Origin of the sequence: Listeria innocua (genome assembly GCF_028596125.1) — a bacterium.
Lineage (GTDB): Bacteria > Bacillota > Bacilli > Lactobacillales > Listeriaceae > Listeria > Listeria innocua.
This window is the reverse complement of record NZ_CP117229.1, coordinates 1,562,197-1,579,643: the sequence shown is the minus strand read 5'-3', so window position 1 is coordinate 1,579,643 and position 17,447 is coordinate 1,562,197. Positions and strand designations below refer to the sequence as shown.

17 protein-coding genes and 2 other annotated features (1 of these 19 running past the window's edge) are annotated in these 17,447 nt (G+C 38.2%); of the genes, 16 read left to right on the top strand and 1 reads right to left on the bottom strand.

Annotated elements, in window-relative coordinates; genetic code table 11:
• Positions 1 to 161: a binding site (T-box leader), on the top strand; it begins 83 nt to the left of the window's first position.
• Between the two features lie 48 nt (positions 162 to 209).
• Positions 210 to 434, top strand: a binding site (T-box leader).
• Between the two features lie 64 nt (positions 435 to 498).
• The 11 genes from trpE (at position 499) to PQQ29_RS08345 (ending at position 11,380) form a co-directional block, all read left to right on the top strand.
• On the top strand, positions 499 to 1,863 hold the full coding sequence (gene trpE / locus PQQ29_RS08395; protein WP_045553098.1) for an anthranilate synthase component I: 1,365 nt from the start codon (positions 499 to 501) through the stop codon (positions 1,861 to 1,863).
• Positions 1,860 to 2,465: an aminodeoxychorismate/anthranilate synthase component II gene (locus tag PQQ29_RS08390; protein ID WP_187984133.1), complete on the top strand. Its 606-nt coding sequence runs from the start codon at positions 1,860 to 1,862 to the stop codon at positions 2,463 to 2,465. The genes trpE and PQQ29_RS08390 overlap by 4 nt, the downstream gene beginning before the upstream one ends.
• The gene (gene trpD / locus PQQ29_RS08385) at positions 2,437 to 3,456 is read left to right on the top strand and encodes an anthranilate phosphoribosyltransferase (RefSeq protein ID WP_010991637.1); all 1,020 of its coding nucleotides are present in this window, start codon (positions 2,437 to 2,439) and stop codon (positions 3,454 to 3,456) included. The genes PQQ29_RS08390 and trpD overlap by 29 nt, the downstream gene beginning before the upstream one ends.
• Positions 3,453 to 4,211 carry an indole-3-glycerol phosphate synthase TrpC gene (trpC, locus tag PQQ29_RS08380; protein WP_010991636.1) on the top strand — a complete coding sequence of 253 codons (759 nt, stop codon included), beginning with the start codon at positions 3,453 to 3,455 and terminating at the stop codon, positions 4,209 to 4,211. The genes trpD and trpC overlap by 4 nt, the downstream gene beginning before the upstream one ends.
• Positions 4,208 to 4,819, top strand: coding sequence for a phosphoribosylanthranilate isomerase (locus PQQ29_RS08375; RefSeq protein WP_010991635.1), 612 nt, complete (start codon positions 4,208 to 4,210; stop codon positions 4,817 to 4,819). Before trpC ends, PQQ29_RS08375 begins: the two co-directional genes overlap by 4 nt.
• A complete protein-coding gene (trpB, locus tag PQQ29_RS08370; RefSeq protein ID WP_003772095.1) occupies positions 4,819 to 6,021 on the top strand; it encodes a tryptophan synthase subunit beta in 1,203 nt (400 codons plus the stop codon). Before PQQ29_RS08375 ends, trpB begins: the two co-directional genes overlap by 1 nt.
• Positions 6,014 to 6,787: a tryptophan synthase subunit alpha gene (gene trpA, locus PQQ29_RS08365; protein WP_003772093.1), complete on the top strand. Its 774-nt coding sequence runs from the start codon at positions 6,014 to 6,016 to the stop codon at positions 6,785 to 6,787. The genes trpB and trpA overlap by 8 nt, the downstream gene beginning before the upstream one ends.
• Before the next feature lie 70 nt (positions 6,788 to 6,857).
• The gene (locus tag PQQ29_RS08360) at positions 6,858 to 7,295 is read left to right on the top strand and encodes a hypothetical protein (protein WP_003762507.1); all 438 of its coding nucleotides are present in this window, start codon (positions 6,858 to 6,860) and stop codon (positions 7,293 to 7,295) included.
• An 84-nt stretch (positions 7,296 to 7,379) separates the two neighbouring features.
• A complete protein-coding gene (locus tag PQQ29_RS08355; protein WP_147732809.1) occupies positions 7,380 to 8,993 on the top strand; it encodes a putative polysaccharide biosynthesis protein in 1,614 nt (537 codons plus the stop codon).
• A gap of 110 nt (positions 8,994 to 9,103) precedes the next feature.
• A complete protein-coding gene (locus PQQ29_RS08350; RefSeq protein ID WP_003772090.1) occupies positions 9,104 to 10,717 on the top strand; it encodes a putative polysaccharide biosynthesis protein in 1,614 nt (537 codons plus the stop codon).
• Between the two features lie 9 nt (positions 10,718 to 10,726).
• Positions 10,727 to 11,380, top strand: coding sequence for a phosphatase PAP2 family protein (locus PQQ29_RS08345; RefSeq protein ID WP_010991633.1), 654 nt, complete (start codon positions 10,727 to 10,729; stop codon positions 11,378 to 11,380).
• 36 nt (positions 11,381 to 11,416) lie between these two features.
• On the opposite strand, the gene PQQ29_RS08340 is transcribed toward PQQ29_RS08345, so the two are convergent.
• On the bottom strand, positions 11,417 to 12,247 hold the full coding sequence (locus PQQ29_RS08340) for an NAD(P)H-hydrate dehydratase (protein ID WP_003772085.1): 831 nt from the start codon (positions 12,245 to 12,247) through the stop codon (positions 11,417 to 11,419).
• Positions 12,248 to 12,351: 104 nt separating this feature from the next.
• Between PQQ29_RS08340 and PQQ29_RS08335 the strand changes: the two genes are divergently transcribed.
• The 5 genes from PQQ29_RS08335 (at position 12,352) to mdrM (ending at position 17,370) form a co-directional block, all read left to right on the top strand.
• Complete coding sequence (locus PQQ29_RS08335) at positions 12,352 to 12,765, top strand: NUDIX hydrolase (protein WP_003762502.1); 414 nt, start codon at positions 12,352 to 12,354, stop codon at positions 12,763 to 12,765.
• A gap of 73 nt (positions 12,766 to 12,838) precedes the next feature.
• Positions 12,839 to 14,251 carry a dipeptidase PepV gene (gene pepV, locus PQQ29_RS08330; protein ID WP_010991632.1) on the top strand — a complete coding sequence of 471 codons (1,413 nt, stop codon included), beginning with the start codon at positions 12,839 to 12,841 and terminating at the stop codon, positions 14,249 to 14,251.
• Positions 14,252 to 14,363: 112 nt separating this feature from the next.
• On the top strand, positions 14,364 to 15,233 hold the full coding sequence (dat, locus tag PQQ29_RS08325; RefSeq protein WP_003762500.1) for a D-amino-acid transaminase: 870 nt from the start codon (positions 14,364 to 14,366) through the stop codon (positions 15,231 to 15,233).
• Between the two features lie 224 nt (positions 15,234 to 15,457).
• Positions 15,458 to 15,898: a MarR family winged helix-turn-helix transcriptional regulator gene (locus PQQ29_RS08320; RefSeq protein ID WP_003762499.1), complete on the top strand. Its 441-nt coding sequence runs from the start codon at positions 15,458 to 15,460 to the stop codon at positions 15,896 to 15,898.
• Entirely contained in the window at positions 15,895 to 17,370 is a 1,476-nt protein-coding gene (gene mdrM, locus PQQ29_RS08315; protein ID WP_187984132.1) for a multidrug efflux MFS transporter MdrM, read from the top strand. The genes PQQ29_RS08320 and mdrM overlap by 4 nt, the downstream gene beginning before the upstream one ends.
• The last annotated feature ends 77 nt before the right edge of the window (positions 17,371 to 17,447 follow it).

Below are 17,447 nucleotides of genomic sequence, written 5' to 3'. Positions count from 1 at the left end.
GTGAATGGACTTCTGAGCTCTGGTTTGAAAAGGAATTTCCTTAGTAGGATGCAGCGATTAGGCCTTATCGTTACACAAGGCGCCCATTCGGAATTTGGATGGATTAAGTGAACTGTTTTTGCAGTTAATCAAGGTGGTACCACGGGTCTCTCGTCCTTGTCTAGTATATTTGCTAGGCTTGGAGAGAGGCCCTTTTTTAATTTTATAAAACGAAAACATGAAACAAGAATAGTACTTTTCATCGATTTTCAAAGAGAGTTAGCGTTTGGTGCGAGCTAATAAATAGATGAAATAGGAATGGGCCTTGTGCGTGATACCTTGAACTGAAGTAGGGGTGAACGGGAGCTCCCGTTATAGAGCAGCTGCAAAAAAGCAGCACTGAGATAGGGGGATTCCCCTAAAATGAGGTGGCACCGCGATAACTCGTCCTCTGAAAAAGCATGATAGTAGGCTTTTTCAGAGGGCTTTTTTTATTTTAATGAAGAAGGGATGATTTAAATGAGAAAAATGAAAAGAATGGATGCAGATACATTAACCGCGATTTTAGCCTTTCAACGTCTTTCCGGAACAGGCAAAAGCTTACTTGAAGGAGCTGCAAAAGATGCAGAGGCAGGGAGATATTCTATTATTGCTATCAATCCTGTACATGAAATTAAAGTATATCAACATGAATATTATATAGACGGGGCACTTCAAATAGTGACAGACCCTTTAAAAGAAATTGAACTATTTATTGAAAAAGCAAAGACGGAGGAAGAAAGCTTGCCTTTAGATTCAGGGGCAATTGGTTATGTTGGTTATGACGTTATTGCACTTTATGAAAATTTAGGTGACATTCCAGTCGAAACGCGGGACATGCCAGATATTCGTTTTTATATATATGAAAGTTTTATCATCATGGATCATCAAGCGGAAGAACTTATTTTAGTGCAAGATAATTGCTACTCTGGGAGAAGTGAAGCAGAACTGGATGAGGCACTTGAAGCGATGTTTTTAGAACTTACAACACCAAAAAAAGATGAACACAAAGCAGTTCAAGTTCCGAAAATGACTTACAAAAGCAATTATACAAAAGAGGAGTATATGAACTTAGTCAAAAAAGCGAAAACCTATATTCAAGATGGCGATTTCTTTCAAATAGTACTTTCTCAGCGGTTAGAGGCAGATTTTACAGTGGAGCCGTTTGATTATTACCGAAAATTACGATTGTTAAATCCTTCTCCTTATCTCTTTTTCATTGATTTTGGCGATACGGTCTTAATTGGTTCTTCACCAGAGAGTTTAATTAAAACGAAAGGGCGGACTGTTACGACAAATCCAATTGCTGGTACAAGGCGTCGCGGGGCAACAAAACAAGAAGATGAAATGCTGGCAGCGGAATTATTATCCGATGAAAAAGAACTTGCAGAGCACAGAATGTTAGTGGATTTAGGACGTAATGATATTGGAAAAATTGCAGAAACGGGTTCGGTTCATGTACCAGTATATCTAACAATCGAACGTTACCGATTCTTGATGCATTTAGTTTCCGTTGTTGAAGGTACATTAAAACCAGGATTAAGTGCGATGGATGCTCTTCGGTCGACGCTCCCAGCTGGTACAGTTAGCGGAGCACCAAAAATAAGAGCCATGGAGCGAATCTATGAATGGGAAAATGTAAAACGTGGACCATATGCTGGTGCGGTAGGTTACTTAACGAAAAATGGTGATTCTGATTTTGCTCTTTCGATTAGAACGATGGTACTCCATGATGGAAAAGCTTATGTGCAAGCTGGCGCGGGAATTGTTTATGATTCAGAACCTGAGAGTGAATACTTGGAAACAATACAAAAAGCGAAAGCCCTTTTGGAGGTGGGAGAATGATTTTATTAATTGATAACTATGATTCTTTTACGTATAACCTAGAGCAGTATTTGGCAGAGTTCAGTGATGTCGTAGTAAAACGAAATGATGCCGTGGATTTAATGGAATATGCGGCTTTGGCAGATGGGATTGTTCTTTCACCCGGCCCAGGAAAACCTAGTGAAGCCGGACTTTTGGAAGAAGTTGTTTTCAAATTTGCGAAAGAAAAACCACTACTTGGGATTTGTTTAGGACACCAAGCGATCGGTGAGGTATTTGGCGGAGAAGTAAAACGAGCAAAGCACATTCGTCATGGTAAAGTTTCGCTGATGCGGCAAACAAGTGGAGCCATTTTTACTAACTTGCCAAAAGAAATGCCTGTGATGCGCTATCACTCTTTAATAGTAGATAAAAATACTTTACCAGATTGCTTAGAAGTATTAGCAGTGGCGACGGATGATGCGGAAGTAATGGCGATGAAACTGAAAAATTATCCGGTTTATGGATTGCAATTTCATCCAGAATCAATCGGCACGAATGACGGAAAACAAATGATGGAAAACTTTATTCACATAGTAGAAAGGGCGGGAGAAAATGGAAATCTTATTACAAAAAGTATATGACCAAAAAAATCTATCAAAAGCAGAAATGAATATCGTTGCAACAGAAATTTTTGAAGGACGTCTTTCAAAAACGAAAATTGCTGCCTTTCTAATGGCACTTAAAGTCAAAGGAGAAACCGCAGAAGAAATGGCTGGAATAGCAGAAGCGATGCAGCAAGTTGCGATTCAAGTGGATTTCCCAGCTGGAACTGCGATGGATAATTGCGGAACTGGTGGAGATAAATCGAATAGTTTTAATATCAGTACAACGTCGGCATTCGTCCTTGCAGCAGCAGGAATTCCAGTGGCGAAACATGGGAATCGAAGTATTTCTAGTCGTTCAGGTAGTGCGGATGTTTGTCAGGAATTAGGGATTGATATTAATATGCGTCCTGAAGATATGACTTATTTACTTGAAAAAGTAGGAATTGCCTTTTTATTCGCACCACATGTTCACCCTAATATGAAATACGTGATGGACGTTCGGAAAGAACTTGGGACACCAACCATTTTTAACTTGATTGGACCTTTAACCAACCCGGTTCATCTCGAAACACAATTAATGGGCATTTATCGTCGTGATTTAATCAGACAAACTGCGGAAGTTTTAGGACAACTTGGACGAAAACGGGCCGTAGTTTTAAATGGGGCGGGCTTTATGGATGAAGCTTCTCTAGCCGGTGAAAATCATTACGCATTATATGAAAGCGGGGAAGTTCACTTATATACACTAAAACCTGAAGAAGTCGGTTTAGCTAGCTACCCACTAGAAGCAATTAGGGGCGGGGATGCAAAAGAAAATGCAGCAATTCTTCGTAGTGTACTTGACGGCGAACCTGGTGCCTATTTAGACACTGTTTTGCTAAATGCCGGATTTGGTTTATTCGCAAATGGCAAAGTAAAAACAGTAAAAGAAGGCGTTGATTTAGCCCGCGACCTAGTTAGAAGTGGTCTAGCTAAACAAAAATTGCAAGATTTAATTACTTATCAAAAAGAGGTGCTAGCGAAATGACATTTTTAGAAGAAATTTTAGCTCAAAAAGCAGTAGAGGTAGCTGAAATGCCATTAGAACAAGTAGCAGAAAAACGGAAAACTTATTCGTTTTATGATTTTTTAAAAGAAAATACGGAACAAATGCAACTTATTGCGGAAGTAAAACGCGCCTCGCCTTCAAAAGGTGAAATAAATATGGATGTGAACCCAGTCGCTCAAGCAAAATCGTATGAGGCAGCTGGAGCAGGTATGATTTCTGTATTAACCGACCCGATTTTCTTTAAAGGATCGATTGAAGATTTACGAGAAGTAGCGAAAAACGTAGCAATTCCAGTACTGTGTAAAGATTTTATTATTAGTGAAAAACAATTAATTCGCGCTCGAAATGCTGGAGCAACGGTTGTGTTACTAATAATTTCAGCTCTTACAGAAGATGAGCTAGCCTTACTTTTTAAACAAGCGAGTGCCCTTGATTTGGAAGTATTAGTAGAAGTTCATGACCGGGACGAATTAGCTCTCGCGCAAAAAATTGGAGCTAAATTAATTGGAGTGAATAATCGGAATTTGCACACGTTTGAAGTAGATATTGCGGTAAGCGAAATGGTTGCGAATGATTTTTCAACGGAGGCATGTTTCATTAGTGAATCGGGTTTTAAAACGGCAGATGATGTTAATCGAGTGAGTAAAGAATTTAATGCGGTACTTGTTGGAGAAGCGCTTATGCGAGACAAAACTCCACAAAAAGCAGCAGAAAGTTTGAAGGTGAAACGATGATTGTAAAAATTTGTGGATTGAAAAAAAGTGTCGATGTAAAAGCAGCAGTTGAGAATGGTGCGGATATGATTGGTTTCGTTTTTGCGAAAAGTAAACGCCAAGTTACGATTGAACAAGCACACCAGTTAGCTAAAAACATCCCACCTAATATTAAGAAAGTTGGCGTTTTTGTTAACCCGACTGAAGATGAGTTGACTGCTGCTATTAAAGGCGTACCACTAGACATCGTGCAACTCCATGGACAAGAACCGACCGAGCAAGCAGACCGCACCGATGCCGAAGTAATTAAAGCTTTTCCAGTTAAAGAGGGCAAACTTCCTAACAATATAAATGATTATTCAAATGCCTATATCTTACTTGATGCTCCGGCAGAAGAATACGAGGGCGGCAGCGGGAAAACTTTTGATTGGGATAAAGTAAATAGTGATTTACTTATAAAAAATAAATTGATTATTGCTGGTGGCTTAAATGTCGAAAACGTGAAAGAAGCTATTAACCGCTTTGAACCATATGCCGTTGATATTTCTTCCGGCGTAGAAACGAATGGTGAAAAAGATCCTGAAAAAATTAAAATCTTCATTAAAACAGCAAAAGGAGTTGGAAAATAATGACATATCAAGCACCTGATGAAAATGGTTTTTACGGAAAATTTGGTGGCAGATTTGTGCCTGAAACTTTAATGAAAGCAGTGAAAGAATTAGATGAAGCTTACCGAGCTTCTAAAACAGATGCAGCTTTTCAAAAAGAATTAAATTACTATTTAAAAGAATATGTAGGCCGGGAAACGCCGCTTTATTTTGCGGAACAACTTACTGCCTATGCTGGCGGGGCTAAAATTTATTTAAAACGAGAAGATTTAAATCATACTGGTGCGCATAAAATCAATAATACGATTGGTCAAGCATTACTTGCGCGGCAAATGGGCAAACAAAAAGTAGTGGCAGAAACTGGAGCAGGGCAACATGGTGTAGCTACAGCGACAGTAGCAGCACTTTTTAACATGGAATGTACTATTTTCATGGGAGAAGAAGATGTTAAACGTCAATCGCTTAATGTATTTAGAATGGAGTTACTTGGCGCAAAAGTTGTCAGCGTGAAAGCTGGCAGCCGTACTTTGAAAGATGCCGTAAATGAAGCACTGCGGTTCTGGGTGGCGAATGTGGAAGATACGCATTATATTATGGGATCTGTTCTTGGGCCCCATCCGTTCCCAGAAATTGTTCGTGATTACCAAAGTGTCATTGGGACAGAAGCACGTAAACAACATCTAGAGAAAGAAGGTAAGTTACCTGAGGCGATTGTGGCTTGTGTAGGTGGTGGCAGTAATGCGATGGGCTTATTTTATCCGTTTGTGGATGATTCTTCTGTTCAAATGCACGGCGTAGAAGCTGCTGGTCATGGTCTTGAAACAGAGTTCCATGCAGCCACGATTTCTAAAGGCGAGATTGGCATTTTGCACGGGGCAATGATGGATGTTTTACAAGACGAAAATGGACAAATCCTTGAAGCTTTCTCGATTTCCGCGGGATTAGATTATCCTGGTATTGGGCCGGAACATAGTTTTTTCCGTGATTTAGGTCGCGCTGAGTATCATTCTGTTACAGATGATGAAGCAGTCGAAGCTTTTCAACTTTTATGCCGGACAGAAGGGATTATTCCAGCACTTGAAAGTTCGCATGCCATTAGTTATGCTGTGAAACTTGCAAGCCAGATGCGTCCGGATGAAAGTATGGTTGTATGCCTATCTGGTCGCGGGGATAAAGATGTTAATCAACTAAAAGAACGATTGGAGGGGCAAACTAATGACTAAAACATTAACAAAAAAATTGGCGAATAAAGACCATGCTTCTGTAGTAACTTATATTATGGGCGGCGATGGTGGTTTAGATAATCTAGAAGAACAACTATTATTCCTAGAAAAATCAGGCGTAAGCGCGATTGAAATTGGGATTCCTTTTTCTGATCCAGTTGCTGACGGCCCTGTTATTCAACTTGCTGGTTTACGCGCATTAAAAGAACGAGTTAGTTTAGAAGCAATTTTAACTAAATTAGCCACAAGTAAGGTGCAAATTCCACTAATTATTATGAGCTATATTAATCCGATTTTTCATTTAGGTATTCCAAAATTTATCGAAATGGTTCAAAAAACACCTGTAAAAGGACTTATTATTCCTGATTTACCTTATGAACATCGTACGCTTATTACACCCGAACTAAAAGGAACAGATATTGCGCTTATCCCGCTTGTTTCATTAACCAGTCCGAAAGAGCGCTTAGAAGAAATAGCTAACCAAGCAGAAGGTTTTATTTATGCCGTAACAGTCAACGGAACAACGGGCGTAAGAAATGAATTTAATACGCATATTGATACCCATTTAGCTTATTTAAAAAGTATTAGCCCTGTTCCTGTTCTTGCAGGTTTTGGAGTTTCTTCTATAGAACATGTGGAAAAATTTGCGCGTGTTTGTGATGGTGTGATTATTGGAAGTAAGGTCGTACAAATGTTGCATGACGGGGAAACGAGGGAGCTAGGTACGTTTTTACAAAATGCAGCAGAAGTTCAAATCGAAAACTAATTACTACTTACAATTTCTCTTTAAATATGGTAAAGTCTGGTGTATAGAATGTTAAAGAGGAGTTGTAAGGATGTCTGTTGAAGTAAAACCAGAGCATGCAAGAATGCTCAATAACACGAAAAATGTAACACTTGGGATAGCGATTGTATCTACTATCCAAGCCGTATTAAGTAGCGTTTCTATTGTGGGACTTATTGCTCTACAACAAAGAAAAGAAGTACTTGCTAATGCAAATGCAACCGCTGTCGTTCAAAATACGATTATGACGACAACGATAATGGCTGTTATTTGTATCGCATTTACGATTATGCTATTTCTTTCTTATAACAAACTTAGAAAAGGCATTATAATTACACCGCTTGTTTTTTATTTATATGGTGCGTTTACCATTCTTGGTGTCGTTTTATCAATGATTAATAGTGGTGTGAACTTTGTTTCGCTTATTTTACCAGCAGTGCTACTTGCCTTGAGTGTAACTTGTATTTTAAATCTTAGAAGAATGCGTTAAAAGTAGTAATGTAAGAATGATTTTTACATAAACATATATAACAGACAGACTTAAAAGAAAAAATCAATTGAGGTAATAGAAATTATGAGTTCAAAATTAATGCGAGGAACGGCCGTACTTACTGCGGGAACTTTATTATCGAAAATTTTAGGGATTTTATATGTTATTCCATTTTACTGGATTGCTGGCGGGGAACAGGCAACGATTCTTTATCAATACGGATATGTTCCCTACCAAATCTTCTTAAATATTGCGACAGCTGGAGTTCCATTAGCAGTTGCTAAGTACATTTCTAAATATAATTCGCTAAATGAATATGCTTTAAGCCAAAGATTATATAGGTCTAGTACATATTTGATGATATTTACCGGGATTATTAGTTTTTTAATTATGTATATTTTTGCACCGCTTTTAGCTGGGATGCAAGAGGTTAGTGGCGGAACGAGCATTCAAGATATTACAACCGTTATTCGTGCAGTGAGTTTTGCGTTACTTATTATTCCAGTAATGAGCTTACTTCGCGGTTATTTCCAGGGGTTTCATTCAATGGGACCCTCTGCTGTATCGCAAGTAATTGAACAAGTAGCAAGAATCGTTTTCCTGCTTGCAAGTACGTATATTGTGCTTCATCTTATTGGTGGAAGTCTTGTAACAGCAATGAGCTTAGCGACATTTGCGGCTTTTGTCGGAGCTTTCTTCAGTTTAATTTGTTTACTGTGGTATTACCGAAAACGTAAACCCGGTATTCAGAAAATGATTGCCGGTAGTGAAAATAAATTACAAGTGTCGACGTTACATTTATTAAAAGAAATCTCAATCTCAGCAGTGCCTTTCATTATAGTAGGAATGGCGATGTCACTATATCAACAAATTGATTTATTCACCTTTGCGCGTGTTTTGACATACGATGGCATGCCCGGGAAGGCAGCGGAAGATTTACTTTCTATTTTCAACTTTTCTGTTCAAAAAATCATTATGATTCCGGGGACATTGGCTTTGGCGTTTTCGATGACGCTCGTTCCGCTCGTGGCTGCTTCATTTCATAAAGGTCGGATTCGCGAAGTGCATCATCATCTAACAGCTGTTTTCCAAGTATTGCTATTTTTAGTCGTGCCAGCTTGTTTAGGAATAGCACTCTTGGCCGATCCGCTCTATACGATATTTTATGGTTATAACGCTGATGGATCCATGTTGCTAAGCTTTTTCGCTCCATTTGCAATTTTCTTCTCGCTATTTAGTGTCACTGCTGCGATTCTACAAGGGATTGACGAGCAACGTTATACAGTACTTAGTTTACTTCTCGGGTTACTAACAAAATCCGTACTACAAATGCCGCTAATTTTACTTCTTGGTGCAAAAGGTGGCGCACTTGCGACCGGACTTGGTTACATTGTTTCTGTGCTGTTCACCATTTTTATTATTAAAAAATATGCTCATTATTCATTTAAGTATATTATTAGACGTCTGGTGTTAATTCTTGGAATAAGTTTTGTGATGTTAGTTAGTGTTTGGCTCATTTATCATGGGCTTGCATTATTCTTAAATCCGCATGCACGATTTACTGCATTAGTAATTGTTTTTATATCAGCTGGAGTGGGGGCTTATATTTATGCCTTTTTAGCTGCAAAAGTAGGGCTATTAAACTATATTCTAGGTGACCGGATGTATAAAATTCGTAAAAAACTTCATTTGATTTAAGCTTTTTGTAAAGAGCAAGCCGATATTTATTTGGGTTTGTTCTTTTTTTTTAAAAGAGTTAATGGTAAAGTAAACAAGGATATATAATTTAATGTAAAGGAAGTTAGACGATGGGTTCAAAACTGCTCAGAGGAACATTTATTCTGACGCTAGGGACATTAATCTCTAAAGTGCTCGGAATATTGTATGTGATTCCGTTTTATGCGATTATTGGAGGAGATGAACCAGCGCTTCTGTATAATTTCGGTTATGTACCGTATCAATTATTCTTAAGCATTGCAACTGCTGGGATACCGTTAGCTGTTGCCAAATATATAGCGAAATATAATGCCATGGAAGAATATGCTGTTGGCCGTCGATTATTTAAAACCGGTGTATATTTAATGATTTTTTCCGGGATTGTTTGTTTCCTTGCGATGTATGGACTTGCTCCAACGCTCGCTCGAATGCAGCAGTTGGAAGGCGGATATAGTTTAGCGGATGGTATTCAAGTTATTCGTGCAGTTAGTTTCGCGCTACTTATCATTCCAGTAATGAGCTTGCTTCGTGGCTTTTTCCAAGGATATAATTCGATGGGGCCGTCTGCTGTATCTCAAGTGTTAGAACAAGTTGTCCGTATTGTGTTCTTGCTTGCTGGGACTTTCATTGTAATGTATGTACTTGACGGGAATGTAGTTACAGCAATTAGTATCGCTACTTTTTCAGCTTTTGTTGGAGCTTTTGCGAGTTTACTATTACTACTTTGGTACTTTTATAAACGAAAACCTGGACTGGACCGAATGCTTTTAGAAGATAGAGGCACTGTAAAAATTTCCATTCCGACACTATATAAAGATATTATTCTTTCGGCAATTCCTTTTATTATAGTTGGGTCTGCTACTTCGCTTTATCAATTAATTGACCAATTCACTTTAGGAAGAGTGTTAGAATATATTGGAACTGCTCCTGATTTGGTCAATTCTTTTGTAGCAATTATTAACTTTGATGTACAAAAATTAATTATGATTCCAGGGACGTTGGCAATTGCGTTTTCGATGGCACTTGTTCCACTTGTTACTGGTGCTTATGTAAGGAAAGAGTACGCGCAAGTGAAGCGTCAACTCAATGATGTTTTCCAAATTTTATTATTCTTAACGATTCCAGCTTGTTTTGGAATTGCTATGCTAGCGAGACCTTTATTCACAGTGTTTTTCGCACCTAGTGATAATGGGACAGCGCTATTACAATTATTTGCACCAATCGCCATTTTATTTTCATTGTTTAGTGTTTCCGCAGCTGTTCTTCAAGGGATTGATGAACAACGATTCACAGTGCTAGGCTTACTGTTAGGGCTACTAGCAAAATCGGTATTACAAATGCCGCTCATTATGATGTTTGAAGCGCCTGGGTCAATCATTGCAACTGGTATTGGTTATGCAGTATCTTGTCTGTTCATGTTATTTATTATTAAAAAATATGTTCGTTTCTCGTTTAAAGTTATTTTGCGGCGAACGGTGCTTTTCTTCTTTATGACAGCTTTGATGGGGGTTATTGTCATCGGACTGTACATGGGACTTGCTAACTTTATTAGTCCAGATCGTAAAATGTCTGCGCTAGTATTGACACTTATTTGCGGAGGAACGGGTGCTGTTTTCTACGGTTATATGGCATTCAAACTTCACTTGTCTGATAAATTATTTGGCCCACGTGGTACTAGATTACGTGAGAAATTAAGAATTCGCTAGGAGGATTTTATGAAAAAAACACCATTTATAATTAGTGGCATTGCTCTCCTTGGATTTGTTTTCTTTATGATAGGCGTTATGACTGGGGCAAAATGGATTCACAGGTTTGACCAGTACTGGAATAGTATTATTCGGGTCGGAATAACGGATACAAAAACTACACTGATTTCTTATTTAACTGATATTGGCGGGGTAGCGACCATTTGTATTTTAACCGTTGTTGTTATTATTGCGCTTGTTCTAATGAAAAAAGTGGATACGGCAATTTGGTTTGGTGGGATTGTCCTAGTTGGCGGGGCGCTTATTCCATCAATCATTAAAAATATCGTTCAGCGCCCAAGACCAACCTATAAATTAATCGAACAAGGTGGATTTAGTTTTCCAAGTGGTCATGCGACTGGTTCAACTGTTTTTTATGGAATGCTAGCGTTCTTTTTAATTTTATATGTTAGTCATAAATGGCTTCGTTTTGCGATTAGTATTCTTGCGCTAGGGCTTGTATTGTTTATTATGTATTCCCGCGTTTATTTAGGAGTACATTTCCCAAGTGATGTTGTAGCAGGATTCTTAATTGGAAATGCTGTTATTTACAGCGGAATTGGTTGTTACTTTATTTGGAATAAAAAATTAGTTTTATGGGCTAATAAATTTAATAAATCGTAAAAAAATCCTCTCTTTAGATAAAGAGAGGATTTTTTATTAAGCATGTTCGTCTGTTTCGCTAAAAATTTTCAAATAGGTCGGTAACTCTTCAGCAATTTCAGTCGGCAACACAACATAGCGTTTTTTAGCTAAAATTTCTCCAATATAGCTATGAAGAAAAACAGCAGCTAGTGTTCCGGTAAGCGGCTTCTCTGTTTGTGCCATCAAGCCACATATCGTTCCAGCGAGAGTATCGCCCATGCCACCTGTTGCCATTGCGGGAGTGCCGTACATATTTTGCCATGCTGATTCACCTGAATAAACTTTTGTACGATGCCCTTTTAGAACAATCGTTGCGTCAATATGAAGTGCGACATCAGTTGGCGTTTCTGCTTCAGGTGCTAGTGCTTTCAGTCGTTCCCATTCACCTGCATGTGGTGTAAAGGTAAGCTTGGCGGCAGGATGAGGATTTTCTCCTTTTGCATAAATAGTAATGCCATCTCCGTCAATAATAAGTTGTTGATGTTCTGTTGAATTTTGTAATACTAATCGAAAAATTTCTTCGGCATAGGCATCTAATCCAAGTCCAGGACCAATTAAAATGGTATCAAAATGATTAATTTGTTCACTTAGACTTGTGATGTTTTCATAGTCAATAAACATACATTCAGGAATTCGTGTTTGAAGCGCAGGGCGATTAACACTATCTGAGGCCACCGTTGTTAAACCAGCACCACTTTTAACACAAGCCTCTGCAGCCATAATCGCGGCCCCACCAAATTGTTTATTTCCAGCGACAATTAAAACGCGCCCGTAATCACCTTTATGTGTTTCATCTTCACGTTTTGGAATCCACGCGCACATTGCTTTCGGTGTAATTTTCTTCACTTTTGTAAAACCTCCTTATGACACTGGCTTTTATCTACTCAACCGGGTAAAATAAAGAACAGATAAATCATGTTTATCTTAAATGATAAGGAGGCTTTTGTAAAATGAAACCTATATATCCTGCCGTAAAAGCAGTTATCGTAAAAGATGGTAAATTTTTAGCTCTTAAAAAAAGAGGCGTAGAAGGCGAAGTATTTGAACTTCCGGGAGGCCGTATGAACTACGGTGAAACTCACGGAGAAGCGCTTTTTAGAGAAGTTTATGAAGAAACTAAATTACAAGTCCAACCATTTATCTTATATGACACATGGGAGTTTTTTCATGAAGACTATCAAATTACAGGCGTTATTTATTTAGTGGAAATGCCTGAAGAAGGGGAAGTAGTGTTGTCTGATGAACACGAAGAATATCGCTTCTTACCACTTGAAAAAGAAAGTCTGAACATAATGGATGTCGTATTTTCTACGCGGATGGAACGTTGGGATTTTGAAGCAATTAAAGGTTTTATGAGAAAATAGTAGTTCCGACTTCCAAGCGGCGTGAAAACAGTTTACAATAGAGAAGATAAGTTTGAAGGAGGGAATAATAATTATGACAGAAATTAATTGGCAAAAAGAAGTGGAATCACGTAAAGATGATTTCTTAGAAGATTTAAAAGGGCTTCTTCGCATTCCGAGTGTTCGCGATGATAGTAAAAAAACAGAAGATGCGCCGTTTGGACCAGACGTTAAACGCGCTCTCGACTATATGATTGAACTAGGTAAAAAAGATGGCTTTACCGCTAAAGAAGTTGGTAATGTTGCTGGACACCTTGAATACGGTCAAGGAGAAGAACTTGTTGGCGTATTAGGACACGTTGATGTAGTGCCAGTTGGTGATGGCTGGACTAATGGACCATTTGAACCAACATTACGTGATGGTAAATTATATGCGCGCGGAGTTGCAGATGATAAAGGCCCAACAATTGCCGGTTACTATGCGTTAAAAATTATTAAAGAACTAGGTTTACCTCTTTCTCGCCGCGTTAGAATCATTGTTGGTTCTGATGAAGAAAGTGGTATGAGCTGTGTAGAACGTTATTTTGAAACAGAAGAACAACCAACACTAGGTTTCGTTCCAGATGCAGAATTCCCAATCATTCACGCTGAAAAAGGTATCTCAGAACTAGATGTATCTTTTAAAGACGGAGAAGCAAGTGGAGAAGCAGCATTCCGTTTACTTAGTGTAGAATCAGGCGAACGCTATAACATGGTTCCTGACCACGCAACAGCTATTATTGAAGACGTAAAAGACTTTGATAAAGTAGCAAGTGAATTTAAAGCGTTCTTAGCAAATCATCCAGTTGAAGGCTCATTAGAAGAAAACGGCAAAACAGTTAAAATCAATATCGTCGGAAAATCCGCTCATGCGATGGAACCAAATAATGGCATAAATGCTGGTCTTCACTTAGTAGCTTTCCTAGGTAAATTTAAATTAACTGGCGCTGCAAATGATTTTGTGACATTTGGTCGCGATTACTTATTCGGTGATTCTCGTGCTGTAAAACTTGGTATTAGCTATGAAGACGTAGAAAGTGGCGAATTAACAATGAACGTCGGTGTTATTCGTTATGATGTAGCAGAAGGTGGTAAATACGGTCTTAATTTCCGTTACCCAGTGACAGCTAATATGGATAAACTAAAAAATAAAATGCAAACAGTTGTATATGAGTACAACGCTCAATATACACATTACGATGATTCCAAACCGCTTTTCGTACCAAAAGATCACCCACTTATTCAAACTTTACAAGAAGTTTATACAAAACAAACAGGTGAAGAAGCTACCTTGCTAGCGATTGGTGGGGGAACTTATGCACGTCATATGGAAACAGGAGTAGCGTTCGGCGCACTGTTCCCAGGCCGCGAAGATACAATGCACCAAAAAGACGAATTCAGCTATTTTGATGATTTATTAAAAGCTACTGCAATTTACGCAGAAGCACTTTACAAATTAGCGAAGTAAGGGTTATAATTGAAAAAATTAACTGCTGCAAAGCTTAGTTTTGTGGCAGTTTCTTTGTTTCATTAAGTTTTTAGATAGTTCCAAAAATTAACTATGCAAGGAGAGACTCGACATGAAAGTACTAGTAAATGACCGTTTAGTAGAAAGAAATGATGCTACAGTTGACGTAGAAGACCGTGGATACCAATTTGGTGATGGAGTATATGAAGTTGTTCGTTTATATAATGGTAAATTTTTTACTTATAACGAGCATATCGATCGTTTATACGCTAGTGCAGCAAAAATTGACTTAGTTATTCCTTATTCCAAAGAAACATTACGAGCGTTATTAGACAAATTAGTAGCTGAAAATAATATCAATACCGGAAATGTATATTTACAAGTAACAAGAGGAGTTCAAAATCCTCGTAATCACGTTCTTCCAGATGATTTCCCGTTAGAAGGAGTATTGACTGCGGCAGCTCGTGAAGTACCAAGAAATGAGCGTCAATTCATAGAAGGCGGCTCAGCAATTACTGAAGAAGATGTACGCTGGTTACGTTGTGATATTAAAAGCTTAAACTTACTTGGAAATATTTTAGCGAAAAACAAAGCACATCAACAAAACGCACTTGAAGCTATTTTACATCGCGGGGAGCAAGTTACCGAGTGTTCTGCTTCTAACGTATCCATTATTAAAGATGGGGTTTTATGGACACATGCTGCCGACAACCTAATTTTAAATGGTATTACTCGTCAAGTTATTATTGATGTAGCGAAAAAGAACGGTATTCCTGTAAAAGAAGCCGATTTCACTTTAACAGATTTACGAGAAGCAGATGAAGTGTTTATTTCCAGTACTACAATTGAAATCACACCAATTACTCACATTGATGGAGTACAAGTTGCTGATGGAAAACGTGGTCCAATTACCGCTCAACTTCATAATTACTTTGTAGAAGAAATCGTTCGCGCTTGTGGCGAATTAGAATACGCAAAATAATAAATCCTAAACCTTCCTTTTTTAAGGAAGGTTTTTTTATGTTTAGCCACCTATGTAAAAATTTATATAACTTTTTTATGCGTTGAAACGACTCATTTGGCTCCGCTTTCAGACGAAAACAACTGTTTTAAAGCAATTGACAAATTTTTTTGAAGGTGTATAATTCAAAAGGCTAATAGTTCGTATGCGAAATATTTGTGGGCGAACAGTACGGAGGGAAGTTAATGGATGAGAAGTTAGTAAAAGAGGTTATTTTCTCTTTTCGTGAAGTACAACGAAAAACGCATCACGTGCTAGCGGAAGAAGCTGCTAACCGTGAAATCACAACGACACAATTGCTTGCAATCAGAGAACTACAGAAAGAGTCGGATTTAACACTTGGTGAACTAGCAGAACGCATGAAACTTGGAAAAAGTACTGTTTCGGGCATTGTTGATCGCTTAGTAAAAGCCGGATTTTTAAAACGAACAAGAAATGAAAGTAATCGACGCGCGCTTAGCTTAGAATTAACCGAAAAAGGAGCGACGAAAGCTGCAGAAACGTATCATGTATTTTTTAACCGTTTAGAACCTATTTTAGAAATTGGCGAAGAAAGGTTAAAAGAAATGTTAGAAATGCATCAGGAGATAATTACTATTTTAGAAAGGGAAGGTGCACGAGATTGAATATGAAAGCAGCAAGTACATCAGTGAAGCGTAATGGTATTTTAATTGTTATGCTTATGGGCGCCTTTGTTACGATTCTCAACCAAACGTTGATGAATGTCGCGCTACCAAGTATTATGAAAGATTTTGGGATTACTGCCAGTCAAGGACAATGGTTGTCTACTGGTTTTATGTTAGTAAATGGTGTCATGATCCCGATGACAGCCTTCTTAATTGAAAGGTTTACGACTCGCCAGCTTTATTTATTTGCGATGATTACTTTTGCAATTGGTACAGCGATTGGCGGATTTGCAACAGATTATACAATGCTTATTGCTGGTCGTATGGTACAAGCAATTGGCGCTGGGATAGTTATGCCACTTCTAACCGTTGTCGTATTAAACTTATTCCCGATGGAACGAAGAGGACGGGCGATGGGCTTAATTGGTCTAGCTATGAACTTTGCCCCAGCAATTGGTCCGACACTCTCAGGTTGGATTGTTCAGCAATATGATTGGCGCAATTTATTCTTTATTATTATTCCATTTGCAATACTTGATATTGTAGTAGCAATCTTCTTACTTAAAAATGTCGGTAAAAGAACTTTCCCGAAACTCGATATACTCGGAGTTATTATGTCGACTGTTGGGTTCGGTAGTTTATTACTTGGATTTAGTAACGCCGGAGACCACGACTGGTTAACGTGGAAAGTAGCTGGATTTATTATTCTTGGTTTAGTAGTATTAGGTATCTTTATCCGTTATCAATCAAGCAACAAAGCGCCACTTCTTAATTTTAAAGTGTTTAAATATCCAACATTTGCACTTACAACAGCAATTAGTTTCTTCGTTGTGATGGGGCTTTTTGGCGGTATGTTGTTACTACCGATTTTCTTACAAACTGTTCGAGGTTTTTCACCGCTTGAATCTGGTTTAGTCCTTTTACCTGGTGCGCTTGTTACAGCTATACTATCGCCGGTGACTGGGGTTATGTTTGACCGGTTTGGGGCTAAATATTTAACGCTAGTAGGCTTAATTATTATGGCAGGTTCAACCTTCATGTTTACAAATCTAGATGAATCAACCACGTTAACTTTTATTATTATCGTTCAAACTATTCGTTCTGCGGGTATGGCAATGGTTATGATGCCACTTCAAACAGCTGCACTCAATTCGCTACCACTAAAATTAGCTTCTCACGGTTCAGCGATGTTTAATACGATGAGACAAGTAGCTGGCTCGATTGGTACAGCTGCACTTATTACGGTAATGTCAAAAAGTGCCGCGAGTTTTGCAGATAAACTTGGTCCAGCTGATGTAATTGGAAAAACGAAAACAGAAGTTGCTAACCATGTGCTTATTCACGGAATTGAAACAGCCTTTTTAGTCGCAGGAATTCTTTCTGTGGTAGCTTGTATTTTAGCTTTATTTATTCAAAAAAATAGAAGCGCAATGGATCCAATTGTCACTAAAACAGAAGAAATAAAAAATTAATTTAAAAGCGCATTCCATTTAATGAGAATGCGCTTTTTTTATGCAAAATAGTCCGTTATATAAAAAAATACGCGGAA